Here is a 12,402-nt window from a genome sequence, read left to right as displayed (position 1 = left end):
CAAATACCCGTAAAACCGCACGACCATGACCCAGAACAACAACTTCACCACCGGCCGTGTCTACGAACACGTCCTGCGCAAAGAGCGCCGTGGTGATTACCTGGGCGCAACCATTCAGGTGATCCCGCACATCACCGACGAAATCAAGCGCCGGATCATCAAGGGCGCCGGCGATGCCGACGTGGCCATGGTCGAGATCGGTGGCACCGTGGGTGACATCGAATCGCAACCGTTCCTCGAAGCGATCCGTCAATTGCGTTTCGAAGTCGGCGCCAAGCGCGCGATGCTGATGCACCTGACGCTGGTGCCGTACATCGCCACTGCCGGCGAAACCAAAACCAAGCCGACTCAGCACTCGGTCAAGGAACTGCGTTCCATTGGCCTGCAGCCAGACGTGCTGGTGTGCCGCTCTGATCACCCGATCGACATCTCTTCGCGTCGCAAGATCGCGCAGTTCACCAACGTTGAAGAACGTGCGGTGATCGCGCTGGAAGACGCCGACACCATCTACAAGATCCCGGGCATTCTGCACTCCCAGGGCCTGGATGATTTCGTTGTCGAGCGTTTCGGCCTGCAATGCGACAGCGCCGATCTGTCCGAGTGGGAAGCGGTGGTAGATGCCAAGCTGAACCCGGAGCACGAAGTCACCATCGCGATGGTCGGCAAGTACATGGAGCTGCTGGACGCCTACAAGTCGCTGATCGAAGCGATGAGTCACGCCGGCATCAGCAACCGCACCAAGGTCAACCTGCGCTACATCGATTCCGAAGACATCGAAAACCAGGGCACCGCGCTGCTGGAAGGCGTCGACGCGATTCTGGTTCCGGGCGGCTTTGGTCTGCGTGGCGTTGAAGGCAAGATCACTGCCGTTCAATACGCTCGTGAAAACAAGATTCCATACCTGGGTATCTGCCTGGGCATGCAAGTGGCCGTTATCGAGTTCGCTCGTAACGTCATGGGCTGGAAAGACGCCAACTCCACCGAGTTCGATCGCACCAGCGGTCACCCGGTGGTGGGTCTGATCACCGAGTGGGAAGATGCCACTGGGGCAGTCGAAACCCGTACCGAAACCTCCGATCTGGGTGGCACCATGCGCCTCGGCGCTCAGGATTGCCTGCTTGAGCCAGGTTCCCTGGTGCACGATTGCTATGCAAAGGACGTGATCGTCGAACGTCACCGTCATCGCTACGAAGTGAACAACAACCTGCTGCCGCAAATCATCGAGGCCGGTCTGAAAATCTCCGGTCGTTCCGGTGATGGCGCGCTGGTTGAAGTGGTCGAAGCACCGGATCATCCATGGTTCGTCGCTTGCCAGTTCCACCCTGAGTTCACCTCGACACCGCGCGACGGTCACCCGTTGTTCAGCGGCTTCGTCAAAGCCGCTTTGGCCCAACACCAGAAGAAGGCGTAAACCAGATGGCACAGAAGATCATCCGCGTAGGCAACATCGAAATTGCCAACGACAAGCCAATGGTGCTGTTCGGTGGCATGAACGTGCTGGAAAGCCGCGACATGGCCATGCAGGTCTGCGAAGAGTACGTAAAGGTCACCGAAAAACTCGGTATCCCTTACGTGTTCAAGGCCAGTTTCGACAAGGCTAACCGTTCTTCTGTGACCTCTTACCGTGGCCCCGGCCTGGAAGAGGGCATGCGGATTTTCCAGGACATCAAGCAAGCCTTTGGTGTGCCGGTCATCACCGACGTCCACGAGCCTGATCAGGCCGCGGTTGTCGCTGAAGTCTGCGACATCATCCAGTTGCCGGCCTTCCTGTCGCGCCAGACCGACCTCGTGGTCGCGATGGCCAAGACCGGCGCGGTGATCAACATCAAGAAAGCCCAGTTCCTCGCGCCTCAGGAAATGAAGCACATCCTGAACAAATGCGTAGAAGCCGGTAACGATCAGTTGATCCTCTGCGAGCGTGGTTCGAGCTTCGGCTACAACAACCTGGTCGTCGACATGCTTGGCTTCGGCATCATGAAGCAGTTCGAGTACCCGGTGTTCTTCGACGTGACCCACGCGCTGCAAATGCCTGGCGGTCGCTCCGATTCAGCCGGCGGTCGTCGTGCCCAGGTCACCGACCTGGCCAAGGCCGGCATGAGCCAGTCGCTGGCCGGTCTGTTCCTCGAAGCGCACCCGGACCCGGACAACGCCAAATGCGACGGCCCTTGCGCCTTGCGTCTGGACAAACTGGAACCGTTCCTGGCCCAGCTCAAGGCACTGGACGAATTGGTTAAAAGTTTTCCGACAGTAGAAACCGCGTAAACCCCGATTCTCCGGTAAAGTACTGCACGGTTTAACGCTCAGGCCCTCGGGCTTGAGCCTTATCGTCCGCAAGCCTGCCCCCTGTCTGTCGCTTGCCGACGATAAAGATTTCCTTCAGCTGCGTCGTTTTCGTCAACTTTGGAGTGTTCACAACAATGGCAAAAATCGTCGACATCAAAGGTCGTGAAGTTCTCGACTCCCGTGGCAATCCCACTGTGGAAGCAGATGTGCTTCTCGATAACGGCATCATCGGCAGCGCTTGCGCGCCATCCGGTGCTTCCACTGGCTCGCGTGAAGCACTCGAGCTGCGTGATGGCGACAAGAGCCGTTACCTGGGCAAAGGCGTTCTGAAAGCCGTCGCCAACATCAACGGTCCGATCCGCGACCTGTTGCTGGGTACAGACCCAAGCGACCAGAAAGCGCTGGATCACGCGATGATCAAGCTGGACGGCACCGAAAACAAAGCGACCCTGGGCGCCAACGCGATCCTCGCCGTTTCCCTGGCCGCGGCCAAGGCAGCCGCTCAGGACCAGGACCTGCCGCTGTACGCTCACATCGCCAACCTGAACGGCACCCCGGGTGTTTACTCGATGCCGGTTCCGATGATGAACATCATCAACGGTGGCGAGCACGCCGATAACAACGTCGACATCCAGGAATTCATGGTTCAGCCAGTCGGCGCCAAGTCTTTCTCGGAAGGTCTGCGCATGGGCACCGAGATTTTCCATCACCTCAAAGCCGTTCTGAAGGCTCGCGGCCTGAGCACTGCCGTTGGTGATGAAGGTGGTTTCGCGCCGAACCTGGCCTCCAACGAAGACGCTTTGAAAGTGATCTCCGAAGCCGTGGCCAACGCCGGTTACAAGCTGGGCACCGACGTGACCCTGGCCCTGGACTGCGCGGCCAGCGAATTCTACGAAGACGGAAAGTACAACCTGTCCGGCGAAGGCCAGGTGTTCACCGCTGAAGGTTTCGCTGACTACCTGAAAGGCCTGACCGAGCGTTACCCGATCATCTCCATCGAAGACGGTCTGGACGAGTCCGACTGGGCGGGCTGGAAAATCCTCACCGACAAAATCGGCGAGAAGACTCAGCTGGTAGGCGACGACCTGTTCGTGACCAACACCAAGATCCTGAAAGAAGGCATCGATAAAAAGATCGCCAACTCGATCCTGATCAAGTTCAACCAGATCGGCACCCTGACCGAAACTCTGGAAGCGATCCAGATGGCCAAGGCCGCTGGTTACACCGCCGTAATCTCGCACCGCTCCGGCGAAACCGAAGATTCGACCATTGCCGACCTGGCTGTGGGCACTGCGGCTGGCCAGATCAAGACCGGCTCCCTGTGCCGTTCCGACCGTGTTTCCAAGTACAACCAACTGCTGCGTATCGAAGAGCAGTTGAATGGCAAAGCCAAGTACAACGGCCGTAGCGAGTTCCGCGGCTGAGTAGCAAAGAGTAAAAAAGACACCGGATTGTGTCGAAAAATCGCGACAGCGATGAATTTGCCACTAATCTGATGCCTTATTAGCACAAGCCTGGTTCTTCCAGGCTTCGTGCTATCAGAAGCTTCAAAGTTATGGCATGGCTGTCTTTTTTCACTGGATACCTGATATTCGATGCGCAGTCCCAATTGGTTGTTTCTCGTCTTGCTTTTGCTGCTGGCCGGCCTGCAGTACCGCCTGTGGGTGGGTAATGGCAGTCTGGCGCAAGTGGCCGAGCTGAAGCAGCAGATTGCGGATCAACACGCCGAGAACGAGGCGTTGCTGGAGCGCAATCGGGTGATGGACGCCGAAGTCAGCGAATTGAAAAAGGGCATGGAGACCGTTGAAGAACGGGCTCGTCATGAGTTGGGCATGGTCAAGGACGGTGAAACCCTTTACCAGTTGGCCCAATGATTAATTCGCTACCGGCCTTCTGGGCCGTGATTCCTGCCGCGGGCGTCGGTGCCCGTATGGCCGCGGACCGTCCCAAGCAATACTTGCAACTGGGCGGGCGCACTATTCTCGAACACAGCCTCGGCTGTTTCCTCGATCATCCTGCCCTGAAGGGGTTGGTGGTCAGTCTTGCAGTCGACGATCCTTACTGGCCGAACCTGGCCTGTGCTGCCGATCCGCGTATTCAGCGGGTCGAAGGTGGCGCCGAGCGCTCCGGGTCGGTACTCAATGCCTTGCTACATTTGCATGCCCAAGGCGCTGACGATGAGGATTGGGTGTTGGTGCACGATGCTGCACGACCGAATCTGGCGCGTGATGATCTCGATAAATTGCTCAGTGAGCTGGCTGATGATCCGGTTGGCGGTCTATTGGCGGTGCCTGCGCGCGATACCCTCAAGCGGGTCGACAAGCATGGGCGCGTGCTGGAAACGGTGGATCGCAGCGTGATCTGGCAGGCCTATACGCCGCAGATGTTTCGCCTTGGCGCGTTGCATCGGGCATTGGCCGATAGTCTGGTGGCCGACGTTGTCATCACCGATGAAGCTTCGGCCATGGAATGGGCGGGTTTGGCGCCGCGCCTGATTGAAGGGCGATCCGATAATATCAAAGTCACTCGTCCCGAAGACCTTGAGTGGTTGCGCCAGCGTTGGGCTAACCGCCGCTAAGCCCGAGTCGCGCCTTTCGCGAGCAAGCCCGCTCCCACATTTGATCTCCGTCGGTTACGTGTTTGGGGTATGACACAGAACCAATGTGGGAGCGGGCTTGCTCGCGAAAGCGGTGGTCCAGTCAACGAATCTATCGCTGAATGCATTGGCAGGTCTAACCACGATACTCCGGCCGTTCGGCCAACCCCTCCTTCAAGTAATCCACCAACTTGCGCACTTTCGGCGACAGATGCCGTTGCTGTGGGTAAAGCGCCCAAACCGCTGTGTTCGGCGGCTGATGGGCTTCCAGCAGCGAAATCAATTCGCCGTTTTTCAGGTATTCCAGCACGTAGTAATCCGGCAACTGACATAACCCAACCCCTTGTAGTGCGGCATCCAGCACTGCCTGCCCACTGTTGCAGCGCCAGTTTCCCTGTACTCGCTGGGAAAATTCCCGCCCGTTCTGTTCCAGTTGCCAGATGTCCGAGCTACCGATTAGGCAGTTATGGCGACTCAATTCCGACAAGCTGTGTGGGCGACCATACCGTTCCAGGTAGGACGGTGAGGCGCACAGGTACATGCGCCGTGGTGCCAGGCGCGTCGCGACCAATCTGGAATCCTGCAAGCGGCCGAGGCGGATGGCCAGGTCCAGCCCTTCATGCACCAGATCGAGCGGGCGGTTGCTCAGCTCGATGTCGACGCGCAGTTGTGGATACAGCCCCATGAAGCGAGTCACCAGCGGCACGATGAATCGTTCGCCGTAGGCCACGGCACAGGTCATGCGCAGCATGCCCTTGGGTTCGCTGGTCAGGTCGCCGACAGCGCGCAGTGCTTCTTCGCGGCCGTCCTGCAAACGCTGGCAATGTTGCAAAAAGGTTTGCCCGGCCTCGGTCAAGGTGACCCGGCGGGTGCTGCGATAGAGCAAACGGGTTTGCAGGCGCTCTTCCAGCCGTACGATTTGGCGACTGATATGAGAAGAAGACACCCCAAGGCGTTCGGCCGCGGCAGTGAATTGGCTGCACTCAGCGACGGCGACGAACTCATCGATGCCTTCCCAGCGGTTTTCGGACATCAGGATTATCCCTGTATGGCAATAATGTTTTGCTTTTGTCCAGATTATTCATCGTAAGCCGCTGTATTACACTCCTTGTCTTGTTTTTATTCACTGGAGAGTCAGCATGATCAAGTCGCGCGCCGCCGTTGCCTTCGAGGCCAAGAAACCCCTCGAGATCGTTGAAGTCGATGTCGCCATGCCCAAGGCTGGTGAAGTTCTGCTGCGCGTCGTCGCCTCCGGTGTCTGCCATACCGATGCCTACACCCTCTCGGGCGCGGACCCGGAAGGCATCTTCCCGTCGATCCTGGGTCACGAAGGTGGCGCGGTGGTCGAAGCGATCGGCGAGGGCGTGACTTCGGTTGCCGTCGGCGACCATGTGATCCCGCTGTACACCCCGGAATGCGGCAAGTGCAAATTCTGTCTGTCGGGCAAAACCAACCTCTGCCAGGCGATTCGTGCGACCCAGGGTAAAGGTCTGATGCCGGATGGGACTTCGCGTTTTTCCTACAAGGGCGAAACGATTTTCCACTACATGGGCACCTCGACCTTCTCCGAGTACACCGTGCTGCCGGAAATCTCCGTCGCCAAAATTCCTAAAGAAGCACCCTTGGAAAAAGTCTGCCTGCTGGGTTGTGGCGTCACCACCGGCATCGGCGCGGTGATCAACACCGCCAAGGTCAAGCCGGGTGACACCGTCGCCATTTTCGGTCTGGGCGGCATCGGTCTGTCGGCGGTGATTGGCGCGGTCAAAGCCAAGGCCGGGCGGATCATCGCCATCGACATCAACCCGGCCAAGTTCGAGATCGCCAGGCAATTGGGCGCTACCGATTGTGTAAACCCGAAAGACTTCGATCGTCCGATTCAGGAAGTGATCGTTGACATGACCGATGGCGGCGTCGACTTTTCCTTCGAATGCATCGGAAACGTCCAGTTGATGCGTGCTGCACTTGAGTGCTGCCACAAAGGTTGGGGTGAGTCGGTGATCATCGGCGTGGCCGGTGCCGGTCAGGAAATCTCCACCCGTCCATTCCAACTGGTGACCGGTCGCGTCTGGCGCGGTTCGGCATTCGGTGGTGTGCGTGGGCGTACCGAGTTGCCGAGCTATGTCGAAATGGCCCAGACCGGCGAGATCCCGCTGGATACCTTCATCACCCACACCATGGGCCTGGAAGATATCAACAAGGCGTTTGACCTGATGCATGAAGGCAAAAGCATCCGTAGCGTCATCCATTTCTGAGGTCGGTCATGAGCCTGGAAAATATCTCCTGCCAGAAAAGCTTCGGCGGCTGGCACAAGCGCTACCGGCACCGCTCCGACGTGCTCGGTTGCGACATGGTGTTTGCCGTGTACCTGCCGCCGCAAGCGGAGCAGGGCGGTAAGCTGCCGGTGCTGTACTGGTTGTCCGGCCTGACCTGCACCGACGAGAACTTCATGCAAAAGGCCGGCGCCATGCGCATGGCCGCCGAGTTGGGGCTGATCATCGTCGCACCGGACACCAGCCCTCGCGGTCCTGATGTGCCGGGTGATCCGGATGGCGCCTGGGACTTCGGCCTCGGTGCCGGATTTTATCTGAATGCTACGCAGGAACCGTGGTCCCGCCACTATCGGATGCATGACTATGTCGTGCAGGAATTGCCGGCATTGGTCGAAGCGCATTTCCCGACATCGGACAAGCGTGGCATCAGTGGTCACTCCATGGGCGGCCACGGCGCGTTGGTCTGTGCGTTGCGCAATCCGGGGCGTTATCTGTCGGTGTCGGCGCTCTCGCCGATCAACAATCCAATGGATTGCCCTTGGGGCCAGAAAGCTTTTTCCCGTTACTTGGGCGAAGACCGTTCGAAGTGGCGCGAATGGGATGCCTGTGCATTGATCGCCGAGGCTGACGAGAAGCTGCCGCTGCTGGTCGATCAGGGTGATCGCGATGATTTCCTGACCACCCAGCTCAAGCCTGAAGCCTTGCAACAGGCCGCCAAACTGGCAGGTCATCCGCTGACGTTGCGTCTGCAACCGGGCTACGACCACAGTTATTTCTTCATCGCCAGCTTCATTGACGACCACTTGCAACATCACGGACGCGCTCTAGGCCTCTAATGCAGGTAGAATCACGCCCTGACAAAAATCGGGGCGTTTTTTTATGCGTATTGGCCACGGCTATGATGTGCACCGTTTCGCTGAAGGCGATTTCATCACTCTGGGCGGCGTGCGCATTGCACACGGCTTCGGGCTGCTCGCTCACTCCGACGGTGACGTCCTGCTGCACGCCTTGAGCGACGCGTTGCTCGGCGCTGCCGCGCTGGGTGATATCGGCAAGCATTTTCCGGACACCGACCCGCAATTCAAGGGCGCCGACAGCCGTGTGCTGTTGCGTCACGTTGTCGCGCTGATCCACGCCAAGGGCTGGAAAATCGGCAACGTCGATAACACCATCGTCGCCCAAGCCCCGAAAATGGCCCCGCATATCGAATCGATGCGCGCGCTGATTGCCGCGGATCTTCAAGTTGAGTTGGATCAAGTGAACGTGAAAGCTACCACCACCGAAAAGCTTGGCTTTGTCGGTCGCGAAGAAGGTATTGCCGTGCACTCCGTTGCCTTGTTGCTGCGCACATGAACGAGGCGCAATTGCTTGGCCCCCGGGCCTATGGTGAATCCCTGGGCAGCGCGGTACTGAAAGCCACGGCTGAAGATTTCCAGGTCGACGAAGTCCTTGATATTCCCCTGAGCGGCGATGGCGAACACCTGTGGATCTGGGTGGAAAAGCGCGGTCTGAATACCGAAGAAGCGGCACGGCGCATCGCCAAGGCGGCGGGTGTGCCGTTGCGCACCGTCAGCTATGCCGGCCTTAAGGACCGTCAGGCGCTGACGCGCCAGTGGTTCAGCGTGCAACTGCCGGGCAAGGCTGATCCTGATCTGTCGGCGGCGGAAAACGACACGTTGAAAATCCTCAAAACCGGTCGGCATAAACGCAAACTGCAACGCGGTGCCCACTCGGCCAACGGCTTCACCTTGCGCTTGACCCAGTTCGCCGGTGACAAGGCGGCGATCGAAGCGCGTCTGCAACTGATCGCCAAACAAGGTATTCCCAATTATTTCGGTGCCCAGCGATTCGGCTTTGATGGCGGCAACGTCGTCGACGCCCGTGCCTGGGCCGCGCGCAAGGCCCTGCCGGAGCAACGCAATGTGCGTTCGCGGCTGCTTTCCACCGCGCGCAGTTTTCTGTTCAATCAAGTGTTGGCGGCGCGGGTCGCCGATGGCACCTGGCAGCGCGCGCAGGTGGGCGATCTGCTGGCGTTCACCGACAGCCGCAGTTTCTTCCCGGCGGGTGAAGCCGAATGCAGCGATCCTCGTCTGGCGATTCTCGACCTGCACCCGACCGGCCCGCAGTGGGGCAAAGGTGACTCGCCGACGTCAGGCGCAGTCCATGAACTGGAGCAGGCTATCGCCGCGCGCGAAGCGGATCTGCGCGATTGGTTGATTAACGCCGGAATGAGCCACGAACGTCGCATCCTGCGGCTGCCCATTGGCGGGTTGACGTGGCATTATCCCGAGCCTGACATTCTGCAACTGGAATTCGTCCTGCCGGCCGGATGCTTCGCCACCGTATTGGTGCGTGAACTCGTCGATCTGGTGCCGGTGGGGCAGACGGACAGCCCATGCGTATTCTGATTTCTAACGACGATGGGGTAACCGCACCCGGTCTCGCCGCGCTTTATGCTGCGCTGGCGGATTACACCGAATGCGTGGTTATCGCCCCGGACCAGGACAAGAGCGGCGCCAGCAGCTCGCTGACGCTCGACCGTCCGTTGCACCCGCAAACCCTGGCCAACGGCTTTATCAGCCTTAACGGCACACCCACCGACTGCGTGCACCTGGGCCTTAACGGCTTGCTGGAGCTTGAGCCGGACATGGTGGTTTCCGGCATCAACCTGGGGGCCAACCTGGGGGATGACGTGCTGTATTCCGGCACTGTGGCGGCGGCCCTCGAAGGGCGCTTCCTTGGGCGTCCTTCGTTTGCCTTTTCGTTCGTCTCACGGCAAGTAGAGAACCTTCCCACAGCCGCTTACTTTGCGCGCAAACTGGTAGAGGCTCACGCGGACCTTGATCTGCCACCGCGCACGGTACTGAACGTGAACATTCCCAACCTGCCGCTGGAGCACATCCGTGGTATCCAGCTGACCCGCCTCGGTCATCGCGCCCGCGCTGCGGCACCGATGAAAGTGGTCGACCCGCGGGGTAAATCCGGTTACTGGATCGCCGCGGCGGGGGACGCTGAAGATGGCGGCCCGGGTACCGATTTCCATGCGGTGATGCAAGGCTATGTTTCAATCACGCCACTGCAACTGGATCGCACCTTTAATGATGCCTTCAGAAGTCTCGATGGCTGGCTGGAGGGTCTGCGTTAATGGCTCGTGAACAAGATCATATTCTGCATCGCGGTATCGGGATGACCTCGCAACGGACCCGTGAGCGTCTGATTCAGCGCCTCTATGAAGAAGGTATTTCCAACGCCAAGGTGCTGGAAGTCATCCGTCGCACCCCGCGTCATCTGTTCGTCGATGAGGCGTTGTCTCATCGAGCCTATGAAGATACGGCGCTGCCGATCGGGCATAACCAGACCATCTCCCAGCCTTATATGGTGGCGCGCATGAGCGAGCTGCTGCTGGAGGCCGGTCCGTTGGACAAGGTGATGGAAATCGGCACCGGTTCGGGTTACCAGACGGCCGTGCTGTCGCAATTGGTCGAGCGGGTTTTTTCCGTGGAGCGCATCAAGGTTCTGCAGGACCGGGCCAAGGAGCGCCTGGTGGAACTGAACCTGCGCAACGTGGTATTTCGCTGGGGCGATGGTTGGGAAGGCTGGCCGGCATTGGCGCCTTACAACGGCATCATCGTCACCGCCGTGGCCACCGATGTGCCTCAGGCACTGCTCGATCAGTTGGCACCGGGTGGGCGACTGGTGATTCCGGTCGGCTCCGGTGAAGTTCAACAATTGATGTTGATCATCCGTGAGGAACAGGGCTTTTCCAGACGTGTTCTGGGGGCGGTGCGCTTTGTCCCATTGCTCAACGGGCCGTTGGCCTGAGCATTTGTTTCAGCGCGCTGAATTCTCTTCGATTGCCCGGGTCTTACAGCGGCATCGATTGGTTAAACGCAATTCATCTTCAGGCAGCAAACGTGTGCGCGAAGCGAATCCGCTTCATTAAAGTTAAAGCCTGTTCGGCCCGTTATACTTGCGACATTTCGTGCCGGAGCACGGCAATCCATATTTTCAGCCACCACAAAGGGAGCGGCGGGTGAGTCTCACAGTCATTGCGCAGCGAATGGGTATAACGAGCTTTCAGCGTCTGGTGACTGGCCTTGTCTTGAGTACCTTGCTGGTCGGATGTTCCAGCACCAAATCAGGTAGTGCGAGCGTCGTCGATCGCAACAACGCGGTCGCCCAGCGTCCGGCCGTGACCACCGGCCAATATGTTGTCCGACCCAAGGACACTTTGTTCTCCATCGCTTTTCGCTACGGTTGGGACTACAAAGCCCTCGCAGCACGGAACAACATTCCTACGCCTTACACGATCCATCCGGGTCAGACAATTCGCTTCGACGGTCGCAGCGGTTCAACGCCGACGGCGGTAGTGAGTTCGTCCAGTTCCTCACCTTCGTCGTCGAGTAAAACCACCGTAATTCGGCGCCAGGCAAATGGCGCTACAACCACTACAACAGTGCTTGCACCGTCCGTCGCCAACAAGCCGGCACCCGCTCCACTGCCTCCTGCCGGTCCGGCCCCGACGGGCTGGGGGTGGCCTTCTAATGGCATTCTGATTGGTAAATTCTCTTCAAACGGTAGTTTGAATAAAGGAATTGATATCGCCGGAGATTTGGGACAGCCTGTTTTAGCTGCGTCTGATGGGACGGTGGTATACGCCGGGAGTGGCTTAAGGGGCTACGGCGAATTAGTCATCATCAAACACAGCGATACCTACGTCAGTGCCTACGGACATAACCGCAGGCTGTTGGTTCGGGAGGGGCAGCAGGTCAAAGTCGGACAGACAATTGCCGAAATGGGGTCAACGGGTACAGACCGGGTGAAACTGCATTTTGAGATTCGCCGACAAGGTAAACCTGTAGATCCGCTGCAATTCCTGCCACGTCGTTGATTTGTTAGCCAGCCTGTTCCGTCACGTAGAGGGAACAGGCTCCAGCGTTGCCAGGGATCAAGGCGCCGCTTGAGCTTGAGGTCGAACTCACCAAAGGACTATAACAATGGCTCTCAGTAAAGAAGTGCCGGAGTTTGACATCGACGATGAGGTTCTCCTGATGGAGACCGGCATCGCCACGGATTCGATGTCGAATGATGAAGGGGATGCACCACCTTCCGTTCGTGCCAAATCCAAACACTCCGCTTCGCTTAAGCAACACAAGTACATCGATTACACACGGGCACTCGATGCCACTCAGCTGTACCTCAACGAAATCGGCTTTTCCCCATTGCTCTCCCCGGAGGAAGACGTTCATGTTG

Annotated in this window: 13 protein-coding genes and 1 pseudogene; 13 read left to right on the top strand and 1 reads right to left on the bottom strand. The window is 58.6% G+C overall.

The annotated features are described in order from the left end of the window. Positions 1 to 16: 16 nt before the first annotated feature. The 5 genes and pseudogenes from ACIPLA_RS25590 to ispD form a co-directional block, all read left to right on the top strand. Positions 17 to 1,411: pseudogene (locus tag ACIPLA_RS25590) on the top strand (CTP synthase); the annotation flags it as partial. A 5-nt stretch (positions 1,412 to 1,416) separates the two neighbouring features. Beyond that, entirely contained in the window at positions 1,417 to 2,262 is an 846-nt protein-coding gene (gene kdsA / locus ACIPLA_RS25585; protein WP_008072675.1) for a 3-deoxy-8-phosphooctulonate synthase, read from the top strand. Positions 2,263 to 2,417: 155 nt separating this feature from the next. Further along, positions 2,418 to 3,707 (top strand): phosphopyruvate hydratase, encoded by a 1,290-nt coding sequence (eno, locus tag ACIPLA_RS25580; RefSeq protein WP_008072676.1) that lies wholly within the window; start codon positions 2,418 to 2,420, stop codon positions 3,705 to 3,707. A 171-nt stretch (positions 3,708 to 3,878) separates the two neighbouring features. Then, a complete protein-coding gene (ftsB, locus tag ACIPLA_RS25575; protein WP_007907178.1) occupies positions 3,879 to 4,157 on the top strand; it encodes a cell division protein FtsB in 279 nt (92 codons plus the stop codon). Next, positions 4,154 to 4,861 carry a 2-C-methyl-D-erythritol 4-phosphate cytidylyltransferase gene (gene ispD / locus ACIPLA_RS25570; RefSeq protein WP_218398425.1) on the top strand — a complete coding sequence of 236 codons (708 nt, stop codon included), beginning with the start codon at positions 4,154 to 4,156 and terminating at the stop codon, positions 4,859 to 4,861. The genes ftsB and ispD overlap by 4 nt, the downstream gene beginning before the upstream one ends. Positions 4,862 to 5,015: 154 nt before the next feature. On the opposite strand, the gene ACIPLA_RS25565 is transcribed toward ispD, so the two are convergent. Further along, positions 5,016 to 5,912 carry a LysR substrate-binding domain-containing protein gene (locus tag ACIPLA_RS25565; protein ID WP_008072678.1) on the bottom strand — a complete coding sequence of 299 codons (897 nt, stop codon included), beginning with the start codon at positions 5,910 to 5,912 and terminating at the stop codon, positions 5,016 to 5,018. A 106-nt stretch (positions 5,913 to 6,018) separates the two neighbouring features. Here ACIPLA_RS25565 and ACIPLA_RS25560 point away from each other — a divergent pair, with 106 nt between their 5' ends. The 8 genes from ACIPLA_RS25560 to ACIPLA_RS25525 all read left to right on the top strand — a co-directional run. Beyond that, on the top strand, positions 6,019 to 7,131 hold the full coding sequence (locus ACIPLA_RS25560; protein ID WP_018927002.1) for an S-(hydroxymethyl)glutathione dehydrogenase/class III alcohol dehydrogenase: 1,113 nt from the start codon (positions 6,019 to 6,021) through the stop codon (positions 7,129 to 7,131). A gap of 8 nt (positions 7,132 to 7,139) precedes the next feature. Then, on the top strand, positions 7,140 to 7,985 hold the full coding sequence (fghA, locus tag ACIPLA_RS25555) for an S-formylglutathione hydrolase (protein ID WP_401176985.1): 846 nt from the start codon (positions 7,140 to 7,142) through the stop codon (positions 7,983 to 7,985). Between the two features lie 43 nt (positions 7,986 to 8,028). After that, positions 8,029 to 8,502, top strand: a complete 474-nt coding sequence (gene ispF, locus ACIPLA_RS25550) for a 2-C-methyl-D-erythritol 2,4-cyclodiphosphate synthase (RefSeq protein WP_218398419.1) — start codon at positions 8,029 to 8,031, stop codon at positions 8,500 to 8,502. Next, positions 8,499 to 9,557, top strand: coding sequence for a tRNA pseudouridine(13) synthase TruD (gene truD, locus ACIPLA_RS25545; RefSeq protein ID WP_218398417.1), 1,059 nt, complete (start codon positions 8,499 to 8,501; stop codon positions 9,555 to 9,557). Before ispF ends, truD begins: the two co-directional genes overlap by 4 nt. Then, positions 9,545 to 10,294: a 5'/3'-nucleotidase SurE gene (surE, locus tag ACIPLA_RS25540; RefSeq protein WP_123501180.1), complete on the top strand. Its 750-nt coding sequence runs from the start codon at positions 9,545 to 9,547 to the stop codon at positions 10,292 to 10,294. Before truD ends, surE begins: the two co-directional genes overlap by 13 nt. A 41-nt stretch (positions 10,295 to 10,335) precedes the next feature. Further along, positions 10,336 to 10,971 (top strand): protein-L-isoaspartate(D-aspartate) O-methyltransferase, encoded by a 636-nt coding sequence (locus ACIPLA_RS25535; RefSeq protein WP_173667553.1) that lies wholly within the window; start codon positions 10,336 to 10,338, stop codon positions 10,969 to 10,971. A 211-nt stretch (positions 10,972 to 11,182) separates the two neighbouring features. After that, positions 11,183 to 12,040, top strand: a complete 858-nt coding sequence (locus tag ACIPLA_RS25530; protein WP_218398415.1) for a peptidoglycan DD-metalloendopeptidase family protein — start codon at positions 11,183 to 11,185, stop codon at positions 12,038 to 12,040. 106 nt (positions 12,041 to 12,146) lie between these two features. Beyond that, the coding region (locus tag ACIPLA_RS25525; RefSeq protein WP_401176980.1) for a sigma-70 factor domain-containing protein at positions 12,147 to 12,402 on the top strand (256 nt) is incomplete at its 3' end.

Origin of the sequence: Pseudomonas sp. NPDC086112 (genome assembly GCF_044746425.1) — a bacterium.
Taxonomy (GTDB): Bacteria; Pseudomonadota; Gammaproteobacteria; order Pseudomonadales; family Pseudomonadaceae; genus Aquipseudomonas.
This window is presented reverse-complemented; position numbering and strand designations above follow the sequence as displayed.